General features: G+C 42.7%; 30 protein-coding genes. 20 read left to right on the top strand and 10 right to left on the bottom strand.

Annotation, left to right across the window (positions count from 1 at the left end):
- Genes DESME_RS04980 through DESME_RS04990 form a run of 3 tightly spaced genes read left to right on the top strand, consistent with a single transcriptional unit; the run spans nucleotide 1 to nucleotide 2,085 of the window.
- The gene (locus DESME_RS04980; protein WP_006714947.1) at nucleotides 1-777 is read left to right on the top strand and encodes a metal ABC transporter ATP-binding protein; all 777 of its coding nucleotides are present in this window, start codon (nucleotides 1-3) and stop codon (nucleotides 775-777) included.
- On the top strand, nucleotides 771-1,595 hold the full coding sequence (locus DESME_RS04985) for a metal ABC transporter permease (RefSeq protein ID WP_006714946.1): 825 nt from the start codon (nucleotides 771-773) through the stop codon (nucleotides 1,593-1,595). Before DESME_RS04980 ends, DESME_RS04985 begins: the two co-directional genes overlap by 7 nt.
- A gap of 43 nt (nucleotides 1,596-1,638) precedes the next feature.
- Nucleotides 1,639-2,085: a Fur family transcriptional regulator gene (locus DESME_RS04990; RefSeq protein WP_006714945.1), complete on the top strand. Its 447-nt coding sequence runs from the start codon at nucleotides 1,639-1,641 to the stop codon at nucleotides 2,083-2,085.
- 39 nt (nucleotides 2,086-2,124) lie between these two features.
- On the opposite strand, the gene DESME_RS04995 is transcribed toward DESME_RS04990, so the two are convergent.
- Nucleotides 2,125-2,325 (bottom strand): hypothetical protein, encoded by a 201-nt coding sequence (locus tag DESME_RS04995; protein ID WP_006714944.1) that lies wholly within the window; start codon nucleotides 2,323-2,325, stop codon nucleotides 2,125-2,127.
- Nucleotides 2,326-2,536: 211 nt separating this feature from the next.
- Nucleotides 2,537-2,728 carry a hypothetical protein gene (locus DESME_RS05000; protein WP_006714943.1) on the bottom strand — a complete coding sequence of 64 codons (192 nt, stop codon included), beginning with the start codon at nucleotides 2,726-2,728 and terminating at the stop codon, nucleotides 2,537-2,539.
- A gap of 176 nt (nucleotides 2,729-2,904) precedes the next feature.
- Here DESME_RS05000 and DESME_RS15865 point away from each other — a divergent pair, with 176 nt between their 5' ends.
- Complete coding sequence (locus tag DESME_RS15865) at nucleotides 2,905-3,060, top strand: hypothetical protein (RefSeq protein ID WP_156922759.1); 156 nt, start codon at nucleotides 2,905-2,907, stop codon at nucleotides 3,058-3,060.
- A 103-nt stretch (nucleotides 3,061-3,163) separates the two neighbouring features.
- On the opposite strand, the gene DESME_RS05005 is transcribed toward DESME_RS15865, so the two are convergent.
- Nucleotides 3,164-3,433, bottom strand: coding sequence for a hypothetical protein (locus tag DESME_RS05005; RefSeq protein ID WP_006714942.1), 270 nt, complete (start codon nucleotides 3,431-3,433; stop codon nucleotides 3,164-3,166).
- A 134-nt stretch (nucleotides 3,434-3,567) separates the two neighbouring features.
- Nucleotides 3,568-4,470, bottom strand: coding sequence for an RluA family pseudouridine synthase (locus tag DESME_RS05010; RefSeq protein WP_006714941.1), 903 nt, complete (start codon nucleotides 4,468-4,470; stop codon nucleotides 3,568-3,570).
- 100 nt (nucleotides 4,471-4,570) lie between these two features.
- Here DESME_RS05010 and DESME_RS05015 point away from each other — a divergent pair, with 100 nt between their 5' ends.
- The 6 genes from DESME_RS05015 (at nucleotide 4,571) to queG (ending at nucleotide 11,041) form a co-directional block, all read left to right on the top strand.
- Nucleotides 4,571-5,686, top strand: coding sequence for an aminopeptidase (locus DESME_RS05015; RefSeq protein ID WP_006714940.1), 1,116 nt, complete (start codon nucleotides 4,571-4,573; stop codon nucleotides 5,684-5,686).
- Nucleotides 5,687-5,727: 41 nt separating this feature from the next.
- Nucleotides 5,728-6,666 (top strand): D-2-hydroxyacid dehydrogenase, encoded by a 939-nt coding sequence (locus DESME_RS05020; protein WP_006714939.1) that lies wholly within the window; start codon nucleotides 5,728-5,730, stop codon nucleotides 6,664-6,666.
- A gap of 57 nt (nucleotides 6,667-6,723) precedes the next feature.
- The gene (locus DESME_RS05025) at nucleotides 6,724-7,605 is read left to right on the top strand and encodes a diacylglycerol/lipid kinase family protein (RefSeq protein WP_006714938.1); all 882 of its coding nucleotides are present in this window, start codon (nucleotides 6,724-6,726) and stop codon (nucleotides 7,603-7,605) included.
- 23 nt (nucleotides 7,606-7,628) lie between these two features.
- Complete coding sequence (locus tag DESME_RS05030; protein WP_006714937.1) at nucleotides 7,629-9,206, top strand: tRNA nucleotidyltransferase/poly(A) polymerase-related protein; 1,578 nt, start codon at nucleotides 7,629-7,631, stop codon at nucleotides 9,204-9,206.
- Nucleotides 9,207-9,283: 77 nt separating this feature from the next.
- Nucleotides 9,284-9,937 (top strand): flavin reductase, encoded by a 654-nt coding sequence (locus tag DESME_RS05035; protein WP_006714936.1) that lies wholly within the window; start codon nucleotides 9,284-9,286, stop codon nucleotides 9,935-9,937.
- Between the two features lie 24 nt (nucleotides 9,938-9,961).
- Nucleotides 9,962-11,041, top strand: coding sequence for a tRNA epoxyqueuosine(34) reductase QueG (gene queG / locus DESME_RS05040; protein ID WP_025248674.1), 1,080 nt, complete (start codon nucleotides 9,962-9,964; stop codon nucleotides 11,039-11,041).
- A gap of 130 nt (nucleotides 11,042-11,171) precedes the next feature.
- On the opposite strand, the gene DESME_RS05045 is transcribed toward queG, so the two are convergent.
- Nucleotides 11,172-11,402, bottom strand: a complete 231-nt coding sequence (locus DESME_RS05045) for a hypothetical protein (RefSeq protein ID WP_006714934.1) — start codon at nucleotides 11,400-11,402, stop codon at nucleotides 11,172-11,174.
- A gap of 168 nt (nucleotides 11,403-11,570) precedes the next feature.
- On the opposite strand from DESME_RS05045, the gene DESME_RS05050 reads away from it, so the two are divergent.
- Nucleotides 11,571-12,632 carry a CotH kinase family protein gene (locus DESME_RS05050; RefSeq protein ID WP_242837422.1) on the top strand — a complete coding sequence of 354 codons (1,062 nt, stop codon included), beginning with the start codon at nucleotides 11,571-11,573 and terminating at the stop codon, nucleotides 12,630-12,632.
- 15 nt (nucleotides 12,633-12,647) lie between these two features.
- Nucleotides 12,648-13,019, top strand: a complete 372-nt coding sequence (locus tag DESME_RS05055; protein WP_006714932.1) for an SET domain-containing protein — start codon at nucleotides 12,648-12,650, stop codon at nucleotides 13,017-13,019.
- A 237-nt stretch (nucleotides 13,020-13,256) separates the two neighbouring features.
- On the opposite strand, the gene istB is transcribed toward DESME_RS05055, so the two are convergent.
- From istB to DESME_RS05075, 4 genes are all read right to left on the bottom strand, one after another.
- Nucleotides 13,257-14,000 (bottom strand): IS21-like element helper ATPase IstB, encoded by a 744-nt coding sequence (gene istB, locus DESME_RS05060; RefSeq protein WP_006716269.1) that lies wholly within the window; start codon nucleotides 13,998-14,000, stop codon nucleotides 13,257-13,259.
- Nucleotides 14,000-15,541 carry an IS21 family transposase gene (gene istA, locus DESME_RS05065; protein ID WP_025248675.1) on the bottom strand — a complete coding sequence of 514 codons (1,542 nt, stop codon included), beginning with the start codon at nucleotides 15,539-15,541 and terminating at the stop codon, nucleotides 14,000-14,002. Before istA ends, istB begins: the two co-directional genes overlap by 1 nt.
- Nucleotides 15,542-15,826: 285 nt before the next feature.
- A complete protein-coding gene (locus DESME_RS05070; RefSeq protein ID WP_006717979.1) occupies nucleotides 15,827-16,987 on the bottom strand; it encodes an aminotransferase class I/II-fold pyridoxal phosphate-dependent enzyme in 1,161 nt (386 codons plus the stop codon).
- Nucleotides 16,984-17,478 carry an Lrp/AsnC family transcriptional regulator gene (locus DESME_RS05075; protein WP_006717978.1) on the bottom strand — a complete coding sequence of 165 codons (495 nt, stop codon included), beginning with the start codon at nucleotides 17,476-17,478 and terminating at the stop codon, nucleotides 16,984-16,986. Before DESME_RS05075 ends, DESME_RS05070 begins: the two co-directional genes overlap by 4 nt.
- Nucleotides 17,479-17,651: 173 nt before the next feature.
- Between DESME_RS05075 and DESME_RS15590 the strand changes: the two genes are divergently transcribed.
- The 5 genes from DESME_RS15590 (at nucleotide 17,652) to DESME_RS05095 (ending at nucleotide 21,387) form a co-directional block, all read left to right on the top strand.
- Entirely contained in the window at nucleotides 17,652-17,870 is a 219-nt protein-coding gene (locus DESME_RS15590; RefSeq protein WP_006717976.1) for an FmdB family zinc ribbon protein, read from the top strand.
- A 22-nt stretch (nucleotides 17,871-17,892) separates the two neighbouring features.
- Nucleotides 17,893-18,354 (top strand): tRNA (cytidine(34)-2'-O)-methyltransferase, encoded by a 462-nt coding sequence (locus tag DESME_RS05080; RefSeq protein ID WP_006717974.1) that lies wholly within the window; start codon nucleotides 17,893-17,895, stop codon nucleotides 18,352-18,354.
- A 65-nt stretch (nucleotides 18,355-18,419) separates the two neighbouring features.
- Nucleotides 18,420-19,442 carry a glycosyltransferase family 4 protein gene (locus tag DESME_RS05085; protein WP_006717971.1) on the top strand — a complete coding sequence of 341 codons (1,023 nt, stop codon included), beginning with the start codon at nucleotides 18,420-18,422 and terminating at the stop codon, nucleotides 19,440-19,442.
- An 89-nt stretch (nucleotides 19,443-19,531) separates the two neighbouring features.
- The gene (locus DESME_RS05090; RefSeq protein ID WP_006717970.1) at nucleotides 19,532-20,488 is read left to right on the top strand and encodes a glycosyl hydrolase family 18 protein; all 957 of its coding nucleotides are present in this window, start codon (nucleotides 19,532-19,534) and stop codon (nucleotides 20,486-20,488) included.
- Between the two features lie 194 nt (nucleotides 20,489-20,682).
- Complete coding sequence (locus tag DESME_RS05095; protein ID WP_006717968.1) at nucleotides 20,683-21,387, top strand: metal-dependent hydrolase; 705 nt, start codon at nucleotides 20,683-20,685, stop codon at nucleotides 21,385-21,387.
- Nucleotides 21,388-21,510: 123 nt separating this feature from the next.
- On the opposite strand, the gene DESME_RS05100 is transcribed toward DESME_RS05095, so the two are convergent.
- On the bottom strand, nucleotides 21,511-22,164 hold the full coding sequence (locus DESME_RS05100; RefSeq protein WP_025248676.1) for an HAD family hydrolase: 654 nt from the start codon (nucleotides 22,162-22,164) through the stop codon (nucleotides 21,511-21,513).
- A gap of 163 nt (nucleotides 22,165-22,327) precedes the next feature.
- On the opposite strand from DESME_RS05100, the gene DESME_RS05105 reads away from it, so the two are divergent.
- The 3 genes from DESME_RS05105 to DESME_RS05115 all read left to right on the top strand — a co-directional run bounded on the left by DESME_RS05105 (nucleotide 22,328) and on the right by DESME_RS05115 (nucleotide 24,142).
- On the top strand, nucleotides 22,328-22,462 hold the full coding sequence (locus tag DESME_RS05105) for a hypothetical protein (protein WP_006717964.1): 135 nt from the start codon (nucleotides 22,328-22,330) through the stop codon (nucleotides 22,460-22,462).
- Between the two features lie 2 nt (nucleotides 22,463-22,464).
- A complete protein-coding gene (locus DESME_RS05110) occupies nucleotides 22,465-22,722 on the top strand; it encodes an alpha/beta-type small acid-soluble spore protein (protein WP_006717962.1) in 258 nt (85 codons plus the stop codon).
- 115 nt (nucleotides 22,723-22,837) lie between these two features.
- Complete coding sequence (locus tag DESME_RS05115) at nucleotides 22,838-24,142, top strand: DRTGG domain-containing protein (RefSeq protein ID WP_006717960.1); 1,305 nt, start codon at nucleotides 22,838-22,840, stop codon at nucleotides 24,140-24,142.
- Nucleotides 24,143-24,206 lie beyond the last annotated feature (64 nt).

Consider the following 24,206-nt stretch of genomic DNA (forward strand, 5'->3'; position numbering starts at 1 on the left):
ATGGAAAAGATAATAGAAGTTAATCATTTGAATTTTGGCTATAATGATAATTTAATCTTAAACGATATCTGCTTTACTGTGGATAAAGGGGATTATTTAGGAATCATTGGAGCGAATGGGACGGGAAAAAGCACTCTAATTAAACTTTTACTTAAGATCATGGAACCACTGAGTGGAGAGATAGAGGTGCTTGGCGAGAATATTGAAACATTCAAACGCTGGGATAAGGTTGGATATGTATCGCAAAAGGCGAACTCCTTTAATAGTAGTTTTCCAGCTACGGTTGAAGAGGTTGTGGCCGCCAATCTTTATTCCAATATTGGTCTTTTCCGATTTCCCAATAAGTCGCATATGAAAAAAGTCTATGCGGCCCTTGAGCTTGTCGGGATGCAGAATTACGGAAAACGATTGATCGGCAATCTTTCCGGCGGCCAGCAACAAAGAGTATTTATCGCGCGTACCCTTGCAAATGATCCGGAGATCTTGTTTTTAGATGAGCCAACGGTGGGGATTGACGCTCGCTCGGAAGAAGCCGTTTATGGTTTATTGGGGCGACTGAATCAAGAATTAGGTCTAACGATTGTGATGGTTACTCATGATATTAGTGCGATCACCATCCACGCCAATAAATTGGTTTGTTTGGGTGAGAATGGCATGTTCATCCATGATCCAAAAGAAGGGATTACTGCAGAGTTTGCGACGGAACTTTATGGTTACAGTGTCAACCTGCATAATCACGATTGTAAAAATTGTTATAGAGGAGTATCTCAATGCTAGACATTTTTCAATATGATTTTATGCAACGTGCTTTTATTACCGGAATTCTAATAGCAATAATTACACCCTGTATTGGAGTCATCGTTGTGCTCAAAAGACTTTCAATGACGGGAGACGCGCTTTCCCACAATTCTCTTGCTGGTGTGGCGGCTGGTTTGGTTCTAGGGGTAAATCCTATTTTGGGGGCAGTTGTGTTTTCTATTGTGGCAGCCTTCGGAATTGAAAAAGTCCGTAAATCCTTCCCCCAATATTCGGAGATTGCGATAGCGATTATAATGTCAACGGGGATTGGACTGGCGGGTATTCTTTCCGGTTTTGTTAAAAATAGCGCCAATTTTAATAGTTTTCTTTTCGGAAGCATTGTGGCGATTAGCGATTTTGAGCTCTATATGGTGATTGCTTTAAGTATCATTGTAATTTTGGCCTTTACCCTTTTATTTAAAGAGTTATTTTATATGACGTTCGATGAGGAATCGGCGCGGCTTGCGGGGATCCCGATCAAAGGGATCAACTTTGTTTTCACCTTGTTGACGGCTGTGACGATATCGGTTTCAGCACGGACAGTGGGAACGCTAGTCATTTCCTCGTTAATGGTATTACCGGTTGCAACAGCAATGCAGATTGCCCAAAGTTATAAGCAGACTGTTGTCTATGCTATCCTTTTCGCGTTGTTCTTCACAATAGCTGGACTCTATATTTCCTATTATGCTAACTTTAAACCCGGAGGTACCATTGTTCTCGTCGGGGTACTGACACTTATTATTGTTTTACTATCTAAGAACGTCTCACATAAAAAGCTTGTCAAAAAAACGGCCTAAGGTTGTCTCTGAAAATCTTTGAATAGAATTTTGTGGAATAGGGATGATTTTGTTGCAGGAAAATAAAAGTGATATTGATGATCTTCTCCTTAAGGAAGGCGTTAAACGCACTAAACATCGTATAGCGATACTTGAAATTCTCGAGCAATCAGAGACGCCCTTAACAGCAGATGAGATCTTTTTAATATTAAAAGAGAATAATACCTCGATTTGGCTTTCGACCATTTATAGAACATTGGAAATGTTGACCGAAAAAGAGGTCGTTCGAAAGTCAACGATCATGGGTGAAGATAAAGCACGCTACGAAATTAAACAGGATGCTCATAAACATTGTTTCGTTTGTGTGACCTGTCATAAGATGATTCCGTTGATGGATTGCCCTCTCGAAGAATTTGAGGAAAAATTAAAGGATAAAATGGATTTCGATGTGACGGGTCATAATCTTGAAATTTATGGCTATTGTCATGACTGCAAACTTATGAAACGATAATAAGGAGAGCTCCGCATCAAGTTGCGGAGCTCTGAGTTTTTACCATTCGATATGCTCGGTGTAGTCCTTAAATCCTCGCGTTTTTCTGCCTATACTTTCTACCCTTGAGTTATCCTCGCTCATTACACTCATTTCACTAGTTCCCCTATTCCTTCTGAGTTCACGAATAAGCAGAACAATCATGATAACAGCCAACTCTGCTTCGATGAGTCTATTTCCTTCAAGAAGATTATCGCTCATCTCTTACACCCCTTTGAACAATCTACCACATCGATTATAGAGTGGTGATATAAGATGAGAGGAGAGGGGTGAGCGTTTTCTTACATATCCTATTTTAGAATATGTACAAGTATAGGTTTGCGTTACATATGTTCTAAGATTTCTTTGGGATAATCAGTTGAACTAAGTTAAGGCCTAGGCATTAGCCTAGGCCTTAACTTAGTTCAACTGATTACCATCTGCTTCCGCTGTCCTTTTTGTCTTTGTTATTATCTTCTTTGTTCTTATTTTTGTCCCTATGGCCGTCTTCCTCTTCAAAAGCATCTTCAAGAAGGATTAAAGTTAATAATACGATAACAATGGCGAGCTCTGTCTCGATTACCCCAAGTTTCGGGTCGCTTTCTTGCTTTTCGTTTTCACCCATAGCGTTCTTCTCTCCTTTATTAAATTGGAATAAAATGGATGCGTCTGGTATATCGTATTCATTATGTCCACACGATGTTAAAGAAAAGGACATATTTTAGGATGAAGTCGCACCAAGTTGTCTCTCCAGACATACCCTAAAGTATCACCAAAGCTCTTTTCTGGGGGGGATTATAAATGGTGGTAGGTTTCTTAATATCATTAAGCGGTTGCCTTCTGTATTGGCTATTAAAACCGCCCGCTTTCCAAGAATCTTTTATTCAGGAAAAAGAGGTAGAATTGCTCAAGCAACCGTTAGTCGATTTTGAAACAGGCTTTGGTGTACCCCAATAAATTTTTTTCGATGATCCCAATTTAGCTGAAAAAGGAGTAGCGTTCAGTGCTACTCCTTTTTCAAATGAAAGGGTAGGAAAAGTTCCTACCCTTTATCTAGGGATTATTGAGATACGAACGTAATCTGTTGAATCGGGATCCGAACAACCGGACGAAGGCCATCAATGGGTTTGCCCATATTGGCAAAAAGTTGTGCATTGGTCAATAAGGCTACTCCATCTTGGATTCCGCCGAAGTTGCCGACCCAGAAACTTGCATCCATACCAATGCCCAATCGAGTACCAATAGGATAGGTGTCAAATAAGCCCACGATTGGTGAAACAGGGCTGAGTGGTAATCCAACAGGTGCTCCGAAGGGTGATCCAAATAGCATATGGTTAATCCCCTTTCTTTCTATTTGCCACAGGAGTGGCGCATAAGATCAGAGGTGGGATTAGATTGGATGCATTTGGAAGATTACGTCTAATTTAGGTTATGTCCGAAGGACTAGAGATGTGACATCCTGGTTCATTGTCCTTTTAGCTTAGCGACGAGATCGATTAGATCCTGTGGCCATGGCGCACGGAAGATGACCCATTCGCCGGTTGCAGGGTGATTAAAAGCATAGAGAAAGGAGTGGAGGGCTTGACGATGCATGAGGAGACGCTCTCCGCCGTATAAGTCATCCCCAATGAGCGGGTGGCCTAAGGCTTGACAGTGAACCCGGATTTGGTGAGTACGTCCCGTCTCTAAACTGAATTTAATTAAGGTTGCCTGGGGATAACGAGCCAGCACTTGATAACGGGTTAGGGCCGGCAACCCATCAGGGGAAATGTTATGCTGAATAAAACTTCCCGGAACCAAGCCGATCGGCAGATCGATAACTCCTCGTTTTTCTTGAACATGTCCGTGAACCATACCGATATAATATTTATGAATGAGTTTGTGCTCAAGTTGATAAGCTAATTGTTGATGAGCAAAACGGTTTTTGGCAATGACCACGATTCCAGAGGTATTTCGATCGATGCGGTGGACGGGACGAAAAGGATGGGGGGTGCCTTTCAAATTCCAATACCCGACGACTGCATTACCTAAAGTTCCTGTAGGATAACGAGGAGTTGGATGGACGACTTGACCGGGCGGTTTGTTCGCGATGAGTAAAAAATCATCCTCAAAAAGAATATCAAGCGGGAGATGCTCCCCAGGAATATTCGGCGGTTCGTCCATTTGAAGCTGCAGAGCAAGGATATCACCAGCCTTCCCCCGAGTGGAAAGGTAAGTAAATTCTTCGTTGACCCATGCTCGTTCACCTTGCTTTAGCTTTTGCAGCAAGTTTCTAGAGAAATGAAATTTGCGCGCAAGGATATCTTGGTATTTTTTCCCTTGGTCTTGTATTTGCAAGGTATACTCCCAAAGATCGTCTTTTAGCATGATAGCTCCTTTTTTAGCAGGAAAATCTGCAATTTAGAGAGAAATATATGGAGAAATAGAGTATTGTCTAAGAAGGGCACATAAGAAGGAAGGAATTCAGATGAAAGACATACGTGTGGAACAATTGGCAGATAACATTATTAACTACTCGATTGGCTTAAAGCCAGGCGAGAAAATTTTGATCGAAGTAAATGGACTGGAGATTCCTTTAGCACAAGCTTTAGTGAGGTATGCTTACCAAGCGGGTGGAGTTCCTTTTCTTACTGTTCATAATCATACCTTACTCCGGGAAATTCTCAAAGGAATTTCCAAAGAACAAGCACAAGCGATGGCTTGTTGGGATTTAGCACAAATGAAAGAGATGCAAGCTTATGTGGGTATCCGGGCAGGAGAAAATGCCAATGAATATGCAGATGTGCCTGCAGATAAGATGAGAATCTATCAATCTTATTATTCAAAACCAGTGCATTCTGATCAACGCGTACCTTATACCCGTTGGGTCGTAATGCGTTATCCGAATGCAGCAATGGCTCAGTCCGCGAATATGAGTATTGAAGGGTTTGAAGACTTCTATTTTAAAGTCTGTAACTTAGATTATCAAAAAATGTCGCAGGCGATGGATCCTTTAAAGGCGTTAATGGATCGTACGGACAAGGTGCGGATTGTCGGCCCAGGAACCGATTTAACGTTCTCTATTAAAGGATTAGACGCGATTAAGTGCGATGGACATTTGAATATTCCTGATGGGGAAGTGTATACTGCACCCGTAAAGAATTCAGTTAATGGACGGATTTCATATAATACTCAGGCGGTTTATCAAGGTTTTACCTATGATTCGATCGTTTTAGAATTTCAAGATGGAAAAATTATCAAGGCGACCGCTAATGACACTGAACGGATCGAAGACGTCTTTAACACGGATGAAGGGGCGCGCTATGTCGGTGAGTTCGCTATTGGAGTCAATCCCTACATTCTCACACCGATGAAGGATACGTTATTCGATGAGAAGATCGATGGCAGTTTTCACTTTACGCCAGGGTCCTGTTATGATGACTGTTCAAACGGCAACAAATCCGCGATTCATTGGGATTTGGTCTGCATCCAACGTCCAGAATATGGTGGTGGAGAAATCTATTTTGACGATGTTTTAATTCGTAAGGATGGACGGTTTGTGATTCCTGAGTTGGAAGGGCTCAACCCGGAAAATCTCAAGTAACAAAGCGCAGGTGAAGTTTTCGAAAGATGGAGGTTATTTTCTTGAAAATCATCAGTACGATGTCACTGAAACCTGAACAGCTTGATCAAGCAAAAGCAGTTCGTTCAGACCTGAATATAGAAGTGAAGAAGCAATTTACAGAGTGTGATGCGCAGGTCGAAGGCTTGTTAACTTATGGTTGGGATGTTACGGAGCAAACGCTAGAGCTCTACCCCAATTTAAAATGGATTCAAGCGATGGCTGCTGGAGTGGATCAACTTCCGCTTCATGCTTTTGCCTCCAAGGGAATTCTCTTGACGAATGTTCGCGGTGCCCATTCCATCCAAATGTCGGAGCATGTGATTTGGTGTATCCTGAACCTATTAAGGCAGGGAAAAACGGTAATGTACCAGCAAGAACAAAAGGTCTGGAGTGCTAAACTTAAAATTGATGAAATGTATGGAAAAACGGTCTGTATCGTCGGCGCAGGGACGATCGGAGCAGCAGTCGCAGAAAAATGCCATGCTTTTGGAATGACGGTTTGGGGGATATCCCAAAGTGGGAAAAGTCATCTGGGCTTTGATCGTGTCGCAAAGTTAGAGGATTCTGAAGCGTTTTTAAAAGAGAGCGATATTGTCGTTGCGCTTCTCCCCCTAACCTCACAAACAAAACATTTTTTCAATGCTGAGCGTTTTAATCAAATGAAGGATGGCGTCTATTTTATCAATGTAGCAAGGGGATCGGTTGTGGATGAAGAAGCCCTCTCAGAAGCTTTGCAAACAGGAAAAGTTCAAGGTGCTGCTCTAGATGTCTTTGTAACCGAACCTTTGCCAGAAACGAGTCCCTTCTGGTCAATGGATCAAGTATTTCTTACCCCACATATTGCGGGAAGATCTCCTCAATATACGCAAAGGATGTTCGAGGTCTTCCTGAAAAACATCAAAGAATACCCCAATACAAGCGCAATGATTAATGCTATCAATCTCGAAAATGGCTACTAAAGCGCAAAGCAGTGATATATCGGCTTCGCGAATAATCCCAATTTAAGGAGTCGGATGATGAGTCAAAAGAAATTACGGTTAATCTACAACCCTTATGCAGGTCGACGAAGGATGGTAAACCAACTGGATGAAGTGATTCGTATCTTTCAAGAAGGCGGATATGAGGTGCGCGTTCACCGGACAAAGTCTCCAGAAGATATCGAACACACTGCGGCCCAATCTAAGGACGTGGATACCCTTGTTATTGCTGGTGGAGATGGAAGTGTCCATCAGGTTGTAAATGGTCTGATGAAAATTCCGGCAGAAAAACGTCCAGTTCTGGGAATTCTACCGGTCGGGACGGCAAATGACCTTGCTTATGCGATAAAATTGCCTAAGTCGATACCTGCGGCGTGCAAAGTGATTGTCCAAGATAAGACGTTTGAAATGGATTTAGGAAAGGTCAATGAACGTTATTTTGTTAATGTGGCCAGCGCAGGAATGCTCACTGATGTTTCGACCAAAGTGGACATCCGTGTGAAGAACAGTCTCGGCCAGTTAGCTTATTATTTAAAAGGAATTGAAACCCTTCCGAGTTTTCGCCCTTTTCACGTGGAATTTGCACATGAAGGACGTAAGTATTCAGAGGATGCCTTACTTTTACTGGCGGTCAATGGCTTATCGGTAGGAGGATTCAGACAACTTGTGCCTAGAGCATCACTAATCGACGGAAAACTTGATTTTCTGCTGGTTAAACTGGGTGGCTGGCCAGAAACGATGCGATTGCTGTTAAAGGTGGTCGGTGGAGGAAAAGTTGAATGCGACAAAATCATTCATTTTCAGACCGAATATGTTCGGGTCACCTGTGATCGTGAATTAAGTTCAGATCTTGATGGCGAATTAGGACCGGATAGTCCTTGGGAAATCGCGATTGGTCCTAAAATAAAGGTCCTCTGTTGAAATAAGCGGAAGGGAGGATTTCAATGACTCCTTCACAAAAAGAGCTTCTGACAAAATTGAGTGAGATCACCCGCATTTATTTTGTCGGAGGAGTAGTACGAGATCAACTTATGGGATTGGTGGCGAAGGATGTTGATGTTGTAACTGAGCTTGACTTGGAGGAACTCAAGCAGAAGTTAGAAAGCTGGGGCTATCATCCACAAAAGATTGGTGCTAAATTTTTAACGGTCAGCGTTTTTTTGGATGGGGAGCGTATTGATTTTACCCATCTCACGCAGAACCTAGAAACAGATGCTCTTCGCCGCGATTTCACAATCAATGCGATTTATCAAGATTGCCGAAGTGGAGAAATTCTGGATCCCCTAGGTGGCCAGCTGGATTTGCGGGAGAAACGACTTCGAGCTTGTGGCAATGCTGTTGAGCGGATGAGGGAGGACCCCATTCGAATCTTGCGGATGGTTCGCTTGAAGGTCAAATACCAGTTGACTCTTGTGGAAGAAACGAAAAAGGCTGCCTGTGAATTGATGGAGACCTTGATAGGGATCGCGAGTGAACGGATTACAGAAGAACTGGGGCGGATCCTGGTTCTTGATTCTGTGGAAGAAGCACTGCGCCTCCTAGAAGAGATTGGCTATTGGCAGTCTTATTTACCGGAACTTGCACGCTTAAAAGGGTTGGTTCAAAATAAATATCATGTTAAAGATGCTTGGGAGCATACGCTGCATGTCGTACGGAATACCCCACCACAAATTCTCTTGCGTTTAGCGGGGCTCTTTCATGACATCGGAAAATGGGAAACAGCCAGCCGAGAATGTTACGTCTGGGGTAAATTAGAAGACTTAGAAAAAGAGTTTTATATCAACGAGTTTCAGATCCTGGGCAAGAAACTTCAGCGGTACCGTGGACAGTATGTGGAAGTTCATGGTGCTCGGCTGGATTACTATCCTCATAAAATTCAAGTTAAACATATTCGCAAAGTTGCAGGAAGAAAAAAAGGGTTCGAATGGGTGGTAGATGGGAAACGGCACTTTCTCGGTCATGAAAAAGAGAGCGCTCGTTTGGCTCATCAGATTTTACCGCGCTTTCGCTTTTCGATGATCCTTGGCGAAGGTCCAGCTGGAGAGAAGGAACTGCTATGGTTAATTGAAAATCATATGAGTGGAACGTTAACATTTATGTCGGAATTAAGAGGAGATCAAAATATTGCTCACCTTCAGGACAAAGTGCGGCGATTTGCTTGGGAAAAAGGGTGGAATGGTCGAGAGTATCAACGGGAACGTGTTTTTCATTTATTGGATTTATGGCGTGCGGATTTTTTCGGAGGAAAACAACGTGAATCTCAAGATGAGGAAATCTTTGATAAACTTCAAGCTGAGATAAGAGTCGCTGTTGAATACTTAGAGCAACGAAAACAGAAATTAGACTGGACTCTTTTAGAGAAGTTTACGCGTGAGAAAAAATTGGTAGGCAAAGCGATTGGTGAGTTTAAAGACTACGTTCTTATTTCGGTTATGCTCAATGAGAGGTATCAACCGGATAATCGAGCTTTTCTAGAAAAAGAGTATCAGAAGTTCAGCTTAAAGAATACAATTGCCTATTGAAAAGGGTATACTTGATTTAACTCATGTTTAAGTTAAAATTTCAATAGATAGAATTATGAGTAAAGGGAGTGGAATTTGTGGAAAAACAGTGGCGGTGTACAGTATGTGGTTATATTCATACAGGAGAAAATCCCCCAGAAACATGTCCAGTATGCGGTGTAGATGCAAGCCTTTTTGAAGAGGTGATTGATTCTCAACCACAAGGACAAGCTCAAGTAAAGGCTCCTCGGGCATCCGAGCAATTGAACATCAAGAGTTTTACCCCTGAAGAGGCTATTCGTAAAGCCCTCTATAAAATTTCCTATGGACTCTATATAATTACTGCTCAATTTGAAGAAAAGGATAATGGACAGTGTGCGAACACCTGCTTCCAAATCACCTCAGATCCAGCTCGTATTGCAATTGGTATTAATAAAAATAATTATACCCACGAGCTCATCTCGAAGAGTGGGTATTTTGGAGTTTCCATCCTCGACCAACAAGGACAGGAATTTGCCCGTAAGTTTGGGTATCGTTCAGGTCGAGACGTGAATAAGTTTGAGGGTGTTTACACCCATCGTGGAGAAACCGGCGTGATGTTATTAGATGATGTAACTGCAACAATGGAAGCCCGAGTGATTGGGCAACTAGATGCAGGCACACATACCTTATTCCTAGCAGATGTAGTAAATGGGGAGCTCTTAAATGAGGGAGAGCCCATGACTTATGCTTATTTCCGGGCGACGAAATAGATTTTCGGAAGAAGGTTAAAGGCGATAGAATTACAAGAACAACTCTCTTGGAAAGCACGTTTCCGCGAGGTAGCAGAAAGCTTAGGTTTCATAAAAGTGGGATTCACGGGAGCTCAACCGCTGCTCGATCTTACTCAATATTTGAAAGGAACTGAAAAAGAGGGATGTTTTACCCCGTTCGTGGAAGCGGATATCACCTTGAGAACAGATCCTCAAGCAGTTTGGGCAGCATGTAAAACAGTGGTTGTTTTGGCGTATCCTTTACCCCTGACATCGAAGTCTCAACCGAACGAAGGCGTACTTGCACGTTCATCAGTAGGGGAGGATTATCACCACGTTTTACACTCAAGATTGGACAAACTCCTTCAAAAGTTAAGAGAAATAAATTGGCCTTCTGAACAGATTCAACTCCAAGTGGATACGGGTCCACTAAATGAACGCGGGTTTGCGCTTCGCTCAGGCTTAGGTTGGGCTGGGCGTAATCAGCAACTAATCGTTCCTGGGGTGGGTTCTTTTGTTGCCCTCGCACTAGTGTTTCTGGACCAAGAGCTTCCTCCAGATGAGCCAATGGATAATCTGTGTGGAACCTGCCAAAAGTGTATCCAATCTTGTCCTGCACAAGTTTTAGGAAAAGAGCATTTTGTAGCTACTCAGTGTTTATCCTTCCTGACGCAGAGTAAAGAAAGATTATCGGACGGGCAAGCAAAAAGTTTGGGTCAGCGTCTTTTTGGGTGTGATACGTGTCAGGAAGCTTGCCCCCATAATCAAGGTTTTTTAAGACGTGAGGAAGAGGCACAGAACAAAGTACAAAGACAAAGCTATAATCGAACTGAAGGTGTCAGCTATAGCGATGAAGCAACGTGTCTGAGACGAGGCGCAGATCTCTATGAAGTTTTGAACTTGACAAAAGCCCAGTTTAACGAGCGGTTCCGTTGGACTGCTGCCGGGTGGCGCGGTAAGGGGATTTTGCAAAGAAATGCCTATCGGATCATGGAGAATCTTCAGGACGAAAGGCGAATTGCCTGGCTAAATGAAAACAAGGATAACCAAACTCTACCTCTCGTTCTGAGGCAGGAATTGATGGGAAAAAATAAAGATAGATAGTGCATTTTGTGTTCCCTCGGGCAGCAGTTCCGAGGGGATTTTTCTGTAGGGGCGCCGTACATTTACGCATAAAAGAGCAGGCTAATGTTTTGCCTGCTCAGAAGTGGGAAAGTTCCTCAATACCATACGATTATCTTTTACCGGTACCTTTACCCTTACCAGTACCTTTACCTTTACCGGTACCTTTGCCCTTGCCGGTACCTTTACCTTTACCGGTACCTTTGCCATTGCCGGTGCCTTTACCTTTACCAGTACCTTTTCTTCTTCTAAAGCCTAGTGCTACTGGGTTTGAACTTAAAAACTCATCAAGGCCATTTCTTTTTAATTGTTCGATTAGCTCGCGTATTTGATCCTGTTGCATTTTACAACCACCTTTATATAAATTCCTTTTAGGTGTTGTATTCTATGAAAATATATATTAGCTTGTTCCAGTTTCTAATGTTTTTTATCAAATGAATCTTCATTCTCATATAATAATTGAAAGACCAGGTGAGGGAATGATGATATGCAACATGACGGCCTTCTTACATTGAATATTTTAATTAAGCCTGCCGACCTTAAAGCATTACAACGTGACGTGTGGAACGAAGAATATTTTCCTTCCAAACTAGTAGTAGATAACATTCCTTATGAAATAGGTATCACTTATCGAGGAGATCACATACGCAGATTCCGCAAAAAATCGTACAGAATCGATTTTGGCGGATACAATAAGGACTTTCAAGGACGTGAAATTCACCTTAACGCTGAATACCGCGATCCCTCATTAATTCGAAATAAGCTATCCTTTGATTTTTTTCAATCCATTGGGAGTATTTCGCTGGAATGCAAGCATATTTTTCTAGAGCTTAATGGAAGGCCAAAAGGCGTTTATTTACAATTGGAATCGGTCGATGATTTGTTTTTACAAAAAAGAGATTTGCCCTATGGTCCTATCTTTTATGCAACGACTTATCATGCTAATTTTTCATTACTAACCCCTAGTAATAATCCGAAACCCTCGCTCCTTTCTGGATATGAGCGAAAAGTCGGGAACGATGAGGACAATTTTGATTTAGAAGCGCTTATATATAAAGTGAATACTATTCCACGAAGCGGTTTTAGTGAAGAAATTGCTAGGCATTTGGATATTGAAAAATATTTATTGTGGTTATGTGGTGTAGTCTGCACGCAAAACTTTGATGGTTTCATTCATAATTATGCCCTATATCAAAATGGGGAAACGAAATTGTACCAGATGATTCCCTGGGATTACGATGCAACATGGGGCAGGGATTGGAATGGAAAAATTATGGAGTATGATGAGGTTCCTATCAAAGGCTTTAATACACTCACTGCGCGTCTTCTTGATGTAAGGGATATCCGCAATCAATACCGGCTTCACTTGGAAGAAATTTTGGAAACCTCGTTCACAGTTGCGGCTTTAGAACCCCAGATTATAAATCTCCATAAGCAATTACGTCCCTATTTATCGTTAGATCCTTATAAAAAAAAGTCCATCAATCTGTTTGATAGCGAACCGGAATTAATCCTTCAATTTATTTCGGATCGAAATAGCTATCTACGGAATCATCTTAACGATTTAATATAAAAGGGGGTAAGTGCGTTGCAAAAGACTACTATGAAAACCACCGAGAAATATGGTCGAGGAATATTCGCAAGCCGTAATATAAAAAAGGATGAATTTATTGAGGAAGCACCTGTAATCGTTTTACCAGAAAACGAGTGGAAACTGATGAAGAAGAGCATACTCTCAAACTACGTCTTCCGTTGGGAAGAGCATAAAGGTCTCGCTCTGGGGTATGGCTCATTATACAATCACTCCTACACTCCTAACGCGAGATATTACACCAATATTGAAAACCAATCGATTGACTTCTATGCATTGGAGGATATTCAGGAGAATGAGGAAATTACCGTTAATTATAACGGGGATCCTGAGGATCAATCTTTATTATGGTTTGAAGTTATAGAATAAAAGGGACGAACAGGATTTCAACATGATAATTAGAAGAAGATGAATATTACGGTTTTAGAGAGCCACTATTCCAGATGTCACTGAGCCATCTCTCTGGAAAAAATGATCCACTGCTCCGGACAGAGAGCCACCCGAATTTCCTTGAGTTTGTGGAGAGTGTGGGCAAGTTCTTTTGAGAAAGACCCAAAAGGGCTTGTCCTCACTCTCCACAGCTCTCTAAACTAGAGTAAGGTTTTGTTATTCCTGTATTCCTTTGCGTTTACGCATGGAATCTTGGCCATCGATCAAGATTGTATAGGAATCATGAACAATTCTGTCCAAGATGGCATCAGCTAAAGTATCCTCACCAATTTTGCCATGCCATCCGGCGGGTGAAAATTGAGAACTGAAAATGGTTGATCCCTTTTTGTGTCTCGCTTCCACGATTTCTAAAAGATCACGTGCTTCACTATTACCCAGTGGAACGAGTAACCATTCATCTAGAATGAGCAGACTGACTTGCTTGTATTGCTTCATTACTTTTTTGTAGATACCTTCTCCTCGTGCTACTGCCAGTTCATTCAGTAAATCGGGAAGCCGAATATACTTCACTGTATAGAAGTTGCGGCAGGCGGCAATACCGAAGGCACAGCTGAGATAGGTTTTTCCTGCGCCGGAAGCACCAAGGATAATGATGTTGTGTTTTTCTTGGATGTAAGTACATGTTGATAACCGAGCGATTTGTGCTTTGTCCAATTTCCTATCCGCATGATATTCAATATCCTCAATGCACGCTTGATTAAAGTAAAGATCGGCTTTGCGGATGAGGCGAGTGAGTTTATTGTTCTTACGCCTTGCCCATTCCGTGTCCACCATGAGCCCGAATCGTTCTTCAAAATTTAATGCGGTATAGGATGGATCTTGAAGTTGTTGGCGAAATGATTCTGCCATAGCAGTGAGTCGCATTTCATTAAGCTTGCCGATTGTTGTTTCGTTAACCATTATGAATTCCTCCTGTAGTAGTCTGCGCCTCGGGTAAAACCAAAGCTGTTAGAGGATTTCTCAGGGTTAACCGGCTCTTCCTTGACGATTTTGTCTTGTCCCGTTTTGATGATGGTCTGAATGCTTTTGTAGCTGGGGTTGGGTGTGTAGGAGAGTGCTTTTTCACAGGCTGCTTCTAAGCGACTAACCGAGTATTTATTTGCTAGTTTGAGTAAACCCATACAGCTTTTGTAGCCTTGTTGTTCTATACGGTGAGAAGACAAGATTGCCTTCACTACCACGGCGGTATGTTTACCAACGTTTTCTGCCCAAAATACGAAGCGTTCGCCATTCCATGCTGTATACTTTTGATGGTCTTCCGGCATATGTTCCGTAACTGTGCTGTATTGTCCGGGACGACCATGCAAGCGAGGATGGGAACATATCCGGTGATTATTAAAAAACACTTCAACTACATAACGGGTGATTCGGACATCGACTTTGTGTTTGATGTATTCATAAGGGACGCTGTAATGCATTTTCTCTACAGTAACATGATAGTTAAATTGGACGGTGGCAACCTTCCAAACTGCTAATTCATAGGGTACTGCGGGAAGAGGTAGTAACAGGGCTTTCTCTTCTTCTCGAAATACGCTCTGACGGCTTCCCGTTTTCTTCTGAAACGGTTTACTGTTGAAGGCCTCCAGTTTCTCTCGTATCGCCAGGTTAAGTTCTGGAAGAGAAAAGAATTGTTGACGACGGAGAGCCGCAACGATCCAGGTGGAAATGGTGCCAACCGTCCCTTCAACACTGGGTTTATCCTTGGGCTTTCTTACCCGAGCAGGAATAACAGCGGTCCCATAGTGCTCGGCCATTTCGTGATAAGACTTGTTGATTATAGGCGTATACCATGAGGAGCGTTCCACACCGGTCTTCAGATTATCCGGTACAAGAATCCGTGTAACGCCTCCAAAATACTTGTAGGCATTGACATGAGCTGTAATCCAGGATTCTTGGCCTTGATTCAGAAAAGCTTCCACATAAGCATATTGACTGTACGGTAGAACAGCTACAAATATGTAGGCAGCAATGCTCTCTCCTGTATCCGTATCCACGAGGCTTGCCGTTTGGCCTGCCCAGTCGACCTCCATTTGTTCGCCAGGCTTTCGTCCGATATGCATGGTCGCTTTGGTCTTCGCCACATACTGCTGATAATGGTAGCAAAACTGAGTATACATGAGGGGAATCTCATTGCTGAGTCTGCAGGATTCGCAGTATTCATTCCAAAGCAGACTGAGCGTTACTCCGCTTTTCGCCATTTCTTTATGAATGTACTCATTATCCGGGCGCTTTCGGGTAGGAGGTAATGTGGATTCAGGATAGAAAAGCTTGTGCAATTCACCATTCGTCCGATCTGGGTTTAACGGCCAAGTAATATTAAGCTCGTTGGATCGTTTCACCACCTTGGCAACAGTGTTGCGTGAGCATTCGCAGCTCACTGCGATGCTGCGTTGACTGATTCCTTGGCTAATTAGCCGAAGAATCTCTCGATAATTGGTCATTTGATGACCTCCTATGAATGTATTTACACTCCTCTCTCGGGTGTATAACTACATTCTAATAAGAAGTTTCATCAAGTGGCTCACAATCCGGAAGGGTGGCTCTAAAAATCCGGAGCTGTGGCTCTCACAGTCCGGAAGCATGGCTCATTTTGCTCCGTAATATTCAGAAGAAAACGAAGAATCTTCCTAAAAGAGAAAAACAGCCTCTTCCTATACTGGAAGGGGCTGTATGCGTTAGTGGAAACGCTTTGCGTTGCAGGTACAATAAAGGGTCTGTAGTAAGCTTTACAGCCTTTTTTGAACGAATCGTTCCATGCGTTTCAACGCTTCTTGTAATTGTTCGGTTGAATAAGCGTAAGAACAGCGAATATGACCTTCACCTGAGGGGCCAAAGGCAGTCCCCGGGACAACGGCAACTTTTTCTTCTTGAAGGAGTTGCTCAGCAAAATCTTCTGAGTTTAAGCCTGTGGAAGTGATATTCGGGAAGACATAGAAGGCGCCAAGGGGCTCAAAACATGTAAGTCCCATCTTGCGGAAACCATGCACCATTAAACGTCTCCGTCGATCATAGGTTGCCACCATTTCAGCTTTAGCGCTTCCAGCGGAACGTAAAGCTTCAAGAGCAGCAAATTGAGCAGTAATTGGCGCGCAAAGCATCGTATATTGATGAATTCGGGTCATCGCTTGAATAAGATCAGGATGCCCTGCAGCATATCCAATTCGCCATCCTGTCATGGCATATGATTTAGAAAAGCCACTAATATGCATAGTCCTGTTTTTCATTTCAGGTAGACTGGCAAAAGCCGTGTGCGTTCCTTCATAAGTCAAATCGGAATAGATTTCATCGGATAAAACAATGAGGTCATGCTCAGTGACAAACTGCGCGATGGGTAGATAATCCTCGCGTGTCATGATGGCGCCTGTTGGATTATTGGGGAAGGAGAGAACCAATAATTTTGAATTTGGAGTATAGGCTTTCTCCAAATCTTTAACTCTTAAACGGAAGCCGTCTTCTGCGTGAGTAGGGACATAATTTATTTCAGCCCCTGCTAACGTAGCACAAGGAGCATAGGATACATAAGCAGGATCAGGAATTAAGACAGCGTCACCAGGACCGAGAAGGGCACGCATGGCAAGGTCAACGGCTTCACTGGCCCCAACGGTAATGAGAATCTCATGATTTGGATCATATTCGACTCCTAGATTATGAGACATAGTATAGGAGAGTTCTTCACGGAGTTCAATAAGACCGGAATTGCTCGTATACATGGTTTTTCCTTGCTCAAGCGAGAATATGCCACTTTCCCGAACCGTCCAGGGGGTTACGAAATCGGGTTCCCCAACGCCAAGAGAAATGACGTTTTTCATCGTTGAGACTAGATCAAAGAATTTTCGAATACCCGAGGGTGGAAGATTTCTCGCGATGGGTGAAAGATATTCATTCATGGAGAAACCACAAGCCGTGCAAGCGCTTCTTCCTCTCCCATGAGTTCAACACCGTCTTGTTTATAACGACGAAGAACAAAATGTGTGGCTGTGCTTTGAATATGCTCGAGCGGAGCAAGCTTTTCGGAAACGAAAAGCGCGACTTCCTGCATTGTTTTTCCTTCAATCATTAGAGTGAGATCAAAGCCTCCGGACATAAGGTAAACCGCTTTAATCTCTGGGTATTTTTGCAAGCGCTTGGCAATTTTATCAAAGCCAAACCCACGTTGAGGAAGAACCTTAACCTCGATGAGGGCAGAGACATCTGGAGCTCCAGTGCGCTCCCAATTCACAAGGGGTCGGTAAACAAGGACCCGGTCGTCTACCCACTGCTGGATACGACCTTCAATATATTCTTTAGATAATCCAGTTTGGATAGCCAGTTCATCTGGAGTTAGACGACTGTTCTGAGAAATAAGCTCAAGTAAGTTACGGTCTTCGTTTGAAAACAAGTTCGGCTCCTCCTTTTAACAAAAACTGAATTTTTAATATATAATTTTATAATATCATGACGTCTGTGCTACTACAAGATAATAGAAAACAAAACTTGGGCATCGAAGCTATTTTGGGGTATAATAGGTTGATGCGTGTGATGACTGCGAATTAATGGAGGTTGGGAAATGAAATGCCAATCTATGAGTTTAAATGTCCAAGTTGTGGAACGAAGTTAACGCAGCTGTGCAAAATGGGTGAATTGGGACAGGACTTAACCTGCTCTGAATGTAAACACCTTGGACTAACGCGCCAACTTTCCGGATTTTCAAGTCCGGGTATTGCTGGAGCAAGTGGTACAGGCGGTTGCTCGACTCACTGCGGGGGTAATTGTTCAGGTTGTCACAGTTAAAAGGAAAGGACTGTCGAAGTTAATGCTAAACATCGTTATGGTCGAACCGGAGATTCCCCCGAATACAGGGAATGTAGCTCGTCTTTGTGCGGTTACCGGGGCGACACTTCATCTTGTTAAACCTCTAGGTTTTGAAATTACTGATAAATATATGAAACGAGCGGGCTTGGATTATTGGGATCAGCTTGATCTTCATATCTATGAAAACTTTGCTCAATTTGAAGAAATGAATCCTTCAGGGCCGCGCTATTTAGCAACGACTAAGGGTTCACGTCCCCATACGGATGTTCAATTTGAACAGAATGGTTATTTCTTATTTGGTAAAGAAACAAAAGGGCTCGCCCCTGAGATTATTGCTAAGTATCCGGAAACGGCGATTCGGTTACCGATGCTTCCGAATGCACGGTGCTTGAATTTATCAAACTCAGTCGCGATCATCGCGTATGAGGCTTTACGTCAGTGGGGTTATCCGGGACTTGTCTAAAGCAACCGAACAATATAGTATGAAACTGGAATCATAATAATAAAACAGATTTCGGAGGATAGATCATGAGTTATGTTTGGACATTTATCCTTGCCCTGTTGATCGCAGTTTTGGCTACTCCAATTTCAATGATTTTAGGTCATCGTTGGGGTGCCATCGCGATTCCGGGAGGACGACATGTTCATAAAAGACCGATACCCCGAATTGGTGGATTAGCAATCTATGCCGCCTTTTGGCTTGCAATCGTGTTTACACAAAGCTGGAATTCAGACCTTTCTGGTTTATTTGTCGGAAGCACGATAATTGTAGGGGTAGGTCTTTGGGATGACATAAAAGACATGCGGCCCTTGACCAAACTCTTTTGGCAAATCGCTGCGGCTTCTGTGCTCGTTTTGTTTGGCTTTTCTATGGATTCCCTGCCGTATTTTGGCGCAATCAAGCTGTGGTGGGTTGGCGCCTTACTTGCGATTTTTTGGGTTATCGGGTTAGTCAATACCGTTAACATTTCAGATGGTCTTGATGGCTTGGCGGCAGGAATCTGTTTCATGGCAGCAATCCTTTTATTCTGGTCAGCAAACCGAATTAACCAGGTTGTGCCGGCACATTTAACGTTAGCCTTAGCGGGTTCAGCACTCGGATTTCTCGTTTATAACTTTCACCCAGCCAAGGTGTTTATGGGGGATACAGGGAGTATGTTCCTGGGGTACATTATTGGCGGGATTTCAATTATGGGATTATTAAAAACAGCTACAGTACTTGGCTTGGTTTTCCCTCTAGTCGTTTTGGGGATGCCACTTACCGATTTAACCTTTGCTATTATTCGCCGTAAAATTCATGGCCAGTCGATTGGACAAGCAGACCGGGGGCATCTCCATCATCGCTTGATTGATGCAGGGCTATCTCAGCGACAAGCTGTGCTTATGCTCTATGCGATGAGCGCATGTTTTGGAATTGCTGCAGTGTTAGGAGCAATGGGTTCATGGATCTGGGCAGCCGTATTATTGATTGCGGATTTTACCTTCATTCTCTTCATTATGCTCCGTCGGACTCAGGCGCTGACAGCATTTGCGCGAAAGCACAGTAAATAATGAGGAAATAATTAAGATAGAACAAAATAATAAAGAGGAACATTCCCCCCTTTCTGGTGCATAAACTGCTTGGAGAGGGGGGAAGATTTATGCCTCTAAGTCTTTTGGGTTTTTATAACGGCTTGACGGAACGAGAAAGAGCTTATCCCTATTTTCAACGCTATGGATATCTTCTTGATGAAATCGCCTTCTTCCAGATTTCAATTCAGGCCAATGGGGACTTATCAGCACATCCGAGTCGCCAACTAATCGCTGAAGCTCATCAGAAGGGGAATAAAGCGTTGCTCGTGATCTCAAATCTTACGCCGAAAGGGCAATTTTCGACGGAGCTGCTGTCGCAACTTGTGCGTAATCCATCGTTTTCTAACCGTGTTGTCCAGAATATACGCAATTTATTAAGCCAATATCGCTTGGATGGTGTTAATTTCGACCTCGAGAAAGCAGCCGTTCAGGATCGAAATCTTTACACACAACTTATCTATAATTGGACCATGCAGTTGAAACGGGAAAACTATCGAGTAACTATGGATGTGCCAGCAAAAACGGGGGAAGATACAACCGATGTCTGGAAGGGTGCGTTTGATTATCAGGCATTAGGACAAATCGTTGATGAAATTGTTTTGATGACCTATGAAGAGCATTGGCCGGGAAGCGCACCGGGATCTGTTGCTTCTTTACCCTGGGTGAATCAAGTCTTGGATTACGCTTTAAGAACTATTCCGGCTCAAAAGATCATGATGGGAGTTCCTCTATATGGATATGACTGGGTTCAAGGAAATGGGGCAAAAGTGATAAGCTATAGACGCGCGACGGAGTTGGCACGTCGCATGGGTGCACCTCTGCGATGGGATGCCCAACAACATTCGACCTTCTTCACCTACGCCAGTGAAGGCAAACGTCATACAGTCTACTTTGAAGACGTACGGAGCTTGAAGGAGAAATTAGATCTGGCTATCCGGCGAGGAATTCGAGGCGTGGCCCTTTGGGAAATGAATCTTAGCTATCCAGAGTTATGGGCGACGTTACAAACTTATAAGCAAGGTTAGTTTTTTATAGCATAACTGCTCATGCAGCAGTAAGATTGTTGCGTGTTTTCGGTCGGTGAGCCACTCTCATGTGACTCACCCCGCTAAGGTAGGCGCAGTTCTGCCCAAGATTAGTATCTGCTCAACGTATAGTCCTTACTTACTCTAATCATAATTTTGCATACACTCTGCGTACATATGGGAGGAAATTCTGCATGGAAATTCGTTATCATGGCCATTCCTGTTTTGAAATTGTAGGGAATGAAGGGCGACTCTTGATTGATCCGTTTTTGACAGGGAATCCGAAAGCAGATATCAAAGCTGAGGATATTGAAGAATTGGATGGGATCCTTGTCTCGCATGGTCATGCAGATCATTTGGGGGACGCGATTGAGATTTCGAAAAGGACGGGTGCGCCGATTATCGGGGTTTATGAATTAGCATTGCTTTGTGAGCGAGCTGGAGCGAAAACGCATGCGATGCATATCGGCGGTAAATATCAGTTTGGCTTTGGCATGGTCCGCTTAACACAGGCTCTGCATGGATCGTTTTTTGAAGTTCCAGAGAGTGAAAACGGTTTCGTATATGCCGGTCTTGCCTGTGGTTTTCTTCTGCAAATGGAAGGTAAATGGCTCTATCATGCTGGGGATACTGGTCTTTTCGGAGATATGGAGCTGATTGGACGTCGGCATCCTTTGGAGCTGGCGATGCTTCCAATTGGGGATAATTTCGTCATGGGTCCGGAAGAGGCAGCTTATGCAGCAACGCTTCTGCGGGCCAAACGTGTGATTCCGATGCACTATAATACCTTCCCGAATATCAGGCAGGATGAGGCTGAATTCACTGAGCTCTTAAACCGTAAATTCCCGGAAAGCCAAGGGATAGCGTTGAAACCGGGTGAAGTACTTAGAATTGACTAAAATAATTACGAACAAATTCAATAGTAAAAAACTCGGGAAATTCATAGAGTGAATCACCCGAGTTTTTCTTTGTAAAATTTCATTAAGCGAGGATCGCTATATCGGCGAATGATAGCTAATGAATTAAAGTAAGATTTTTCTCAAATCGTCCACTGTATTTGCTAGGTGAGTTGGATTTTCTCTTTCAAGTTCAGTTTGAGAACCATACCCATATAACACACCAATGGAATCAATTCCGATTTCCCTGGCGCCGATCAGGTCGAATTTCCGATCTCCAATCATCACCGCATTAGAGCGGCTTTTTACTTGGCTTTCCTGTAAAACATAAGCTATAACTTCGCTTTTCTTTGTACGGCTCCCGTCGAGATTACTCCCGCCTGTAAAAGAAAAATATTGTTTCAAGTTAAAATGATCTAAGATGCGCTGAGCAAAATCCGTAGGTTTCGAAGTGGCAAGAGCTATTTTTTTGCCTTGGGCGGATAGCTCTTTAAGCAACATCGGAATTCTCGGATAAACTGCATTTTCGAAGATGCCTTTCGTCGCAAAATACTCTCGATATTTATCAATGGCATGGAGGGCTAGCTCTTCATCAAAGTGATAATACTCCATAAAAGAATCTTTAAGCGGAGGTCCAATAAATTTTATTAACCGTTCGCGATCGTTTTCTCTAATGCCAAGGGAATTTAAGGCATACAGAATTGAGTTTACAATTCCTAGTTTGGGATCAGTCAGGGTACCATCTAAATCAAATAGTATTACGTCATAGTTGCGTTTCATCGTTCTCAACATTCATTCCTTTGCTTTACTTATTATTTTACCTGATTTAATACGCTGTTCTCATTCTAACCTTTTTTAACTTAAAAATGAAAGTTAGCTCATTGAAAGATGGGTATTTTTTTTGTAAATTCGGCAAAAATGGAAATAAAGGAGTTGAAGGAGTATGACACAAAAAATGTGCGCAGCGAATTGCCTTTTTCATGTTGATGGACGTTGTCGGTTGGAGCACCGGCACGGTGAAAAGACACCCGTTTGTCCGCATTATTTAGGACAAGGGATCAGCAGAGGAGGACTTTGATCATGAATGATGAAGAAATTGTGAAAAGTGATCCATCTTTAAAGAAAAATTCATTGAAAAAAGATAAAAAAGAAAAGAAACCGAAAGTAAAGCGAACAGATCCGTATGAAGCTTTGAAGATGGAGATTGCGGCTGAATTAGGCTTAATGGATCAAGTCCGCGATGAGGGGTGGCATTCTCTCAGCGCGAGAGATGCGGGAAAAATTGGTGGAATCATGACTCAACGCAAGAAAAAACAGAAGACCGAGAATAATATTTAATTGACGGTTGATAATATCTATTTGACTTGATGGTTGTAAGTGAATTCTTATGTTATAATGCAGTTAAAGTTTAAAATCTATATTTTTCCGATGAAGAGTGGGGAGCGTAAATACTTTGAGTCAAACAAAACATCAACAGATTTTGAGTTTTATAGAAGACCTTGCTGTGGGAAGCAAGGTTTCTGTGCGTTTTATTGCACGGGAATTGGATGTCAGCGAAGGAACGGCTTACAGGGCGATTAAAGAAGCTGAGAATAAAGGCTTTGTTCGTTCTATTCCAAAAGTCGGGACGATACGAATTGAAGGGGTCAAAGAACGCCAGATTGAGGACTTAACTTTGCGTGAAGTCTCTCAAATCGTGGAAGGCATGGTCCTTTGCGGAGCGGAAACTTTGGATCATTCTCCTAATAAATTTATTATCGCTGCGATGGAACTGGATGCCATGGAACGTTATCTTGAAGAAGAAGGACTCTGTATTGTGGGAAATCGTCATGATGCCCAACTGTACGCTTTGAATCAAGGGTCACCGTTGCTGATTACGGGCGGGTTTGAACCCCAACAAGATGTGATAGATTTAGCTCGTCAAAAGAATTTGGCGGTTATCGAATCACCCTATGATACATTTGCAGTAACGACGATGATCAATAGGGCTTTGTATGATCGATTAATTGAGAAGGAACTCGTACTCGTCGAAGATATTATGGTTAAGGATGTTCATTATTTAACGACGAAAGCTACGGTTCAAGATTGGTATGAACTTGCTCAGAAAACGAGCCATAGCCGATTCCCTGTGGTTGATGAAGAAATGATTGTGGTTGGGATTATAACGGCTGTCGATCTCGCAGGAGCGGATATGAAGACTTCAGTCGTCGATGTCATGAATTCGAAGCCCTATGTCGTAGGTCGAGATGATTCAGTGACTCATGTTTCCCGGATCATGGTGTGGGAAGGATGGGAGATCGCCGCTGTTGTCGAGCAGGGAAAATTGATTGGGATCATTAGTCTTCAAGATGTGATCGAAGCCTATCAGCAGGTGCAAAAACAGCCTCAATTTGGAGAAACCGTCGATAATCTCATTTTAAGTGGTTTTCGTTATCTCGAAGATTCGGAAAACCTCACGATCGAGGGCGAAATCACCCAATTTATGATCAATGAATTTGGCTCAGCAAGCGTTGGTGTATTGGTTACGGTTATGAATATGGCGGGTTATATTGCTTTACGTAAACAATATCGATTAGATGCCATCACAGAGAATTTTACACTTTATCAGTTGCAACCGCTTGCAGTAGGTACTCAGGTGCGAATTACTGCAAAACTTCTTTTAGTTTCTAAAAAACATAGCAATATTGAAATTGATGTTTATGCTGAAGATTCACTCGTAGCTAAGGGTCTAATGTCAGCGCGAATGGGACATAAATAATCCCTTGCACTAAAATAAATAATTGGCCTTGATTTACGAAATCAAGGCCTTTCCTATATAAAGA

The organism is Desulfitobacterium metallireducens DSM 15288 (assembly GCF_000231405.2).
Taxonomy (GTDB): Bacteria; Bacillota; Desulfitobacteriia; order Desulfitobacteriales; family Desulfitobacteriaceae; genus Desulfitobacterium_A; species Desulfitobacterium_A metallireducens.

Bases quoted from the DNA above. Each gene is read 5' to 3' on its own strand.
- DESME_RS04980 (WP_006714947.1), top strand. From the start codon at position 1: ATGGAAAAGATAATAGAAGTTAATCATTTGAATTTTGGCTATAATGAT.
- DESME_RS04985 (WP_006714946.1), top strand. From the start codon at position 771: ATGCTAGACATTTTTCAATATGATTTTATGCAACGTGCTTTTATTACC.
- DESME_RS04990 (WP_006714945.1), top strand. From the start codon at position 1,639: ATGATTTTGTTGCAGGAAAATAAAAGTGATATTGATGATCTTCTCCTT.
- DESME_RS04995 (WP_006714944.1), bottom strand. From the start codon at position 2,325: ATGAGCGATAATCTTCTTGAAGGAAATAGACTCATCGAAGCAGAGTTG.
- DESME_RS05000 (WP_006714943.1), bottom strand. From the start codon at position 2,728: ATGGGTGAAAACGAAAAGCAAGAAAGCGACCCGAAACTTGGGGTAATC.
- DESME_RS15865 (WP_156922759.1), top strand. From the start codon at position 2,905: ATGGTGGTAGGTTTCTTAATATCATTAAGCGGTTGCCTTCTGTATTGG.
- DESME_RS05005 (WP_006714942.1), bottom strand. From the start codon at position 3,433: ATGCTATTTGGATCACCCTTCGGAGCACCTGTTGGATTACCACTCAGC.
- DESME_RS05010 (WP_006714941.1), bottom strand. From the start codon at position 4,470: ATGCTAAAAGACGATCTTTGGGAGTATACCTTGCAAATACAAGACCAA.
- DESME_RS05015 (WP_006714940.1), top strand. From the start codon at position 4,571: ATGAAAGACATACGTGTGGAACAATTGGCAGATAACATTATTAACTAC.
- DESME_RS05025 (WP_006714938.1), top strand. From the start codon at position 6,724: ATGAGTCAAAAGAAATTACGGTTAATCTACAACCCTTATGCAGGTCGA.
- DESME_RS05030 (WP_006714937.1), top strand. From the start codon at position 7,629: ATGACTCCTTCACAAAAAGAGCTTCTGACAAAATTGAGTGAGATCACC.
- DESME_RS05045 (WP_006714934.1), bottom strand. From the start codon at position 11,402: ATGCAACAGGATCAAATACGCGAGCTAATCGAACAATTAAAAAGAAAT.
- istB (WP_006716269.1), bottom strand. From the start codon at position 14,000: ATGGTTAACGAAACAACAATCGGCAAGCTTAATGAAATGCGACTCACT.
- istA (WP_025248675.1), bottom strand. From the start codon at position 15,541: ATGACCAATTATCGAGAGATTCTTCGGCTAATTAGCCAAGGAATCAGT.
- DESME_RS05070 (WP_006717979.1), bottom strand. From the start codon at position 16,987: ATGAATGAATATCTTTCACCCATCGCGAGAAATCTTCCACCCTCGGGT.
- DESME_RS15590 (WP_006717976.1), top strand. From the start codon at position 17,652: ATGCCAATCTATGAGTTTAAATGTCCAAGTTGTGGAACGAAGTTAACG.
- DESME_RS05080 (WP_006717974.1), top strand. From the start codon at position 17,893: ATGCTAAACATCGTTATGGTCGAACCGGAGATTCCCCCGAATACAGGG.
- DESME_RS05085 (WP_006717971.1), top strand. From the start codon at position 18,420: ATGAGTTATGTTTGGACATTTATCCTTGCCCTGTTGATCGCAGTTTTG.
- DESME_RS05090 (WP_006717970.1), top strand. From the start codon at position 19,532: ATGCCTCTAAGTCTTTTGGGTTTTTATAACGGCTTGACGGAACGAGAA.
- DESME_RS05095 (WP_006717968.1), top strand. From the start codon at position 20,683: ATGGAAATTCGTTATCATGGCCATTCCTGTTTTGAAATTGTAGGGAAT.
- DESME_RS05100 (WP_025248676.1), bottom strand. From the start codon at position 22,164: ATGAAACGCAACTATGACGTAATACTATTTGATTTAGATGGTACCCTG.
- DESME_RS05105 (WP_006717964.1), top strand. From the start codon at position 22,328: ATGACACAAAAAATGTGCGCAGCGAATTGCCTTTTTCATGTTGATGGA.
- DESME_RS05110 (WP_006717962.1), top strand. From the start codon at position 22,465: ATGAATGATGAAGAAATTGTGAAAAGTGATCCATCTTTAAAGAAAAAT.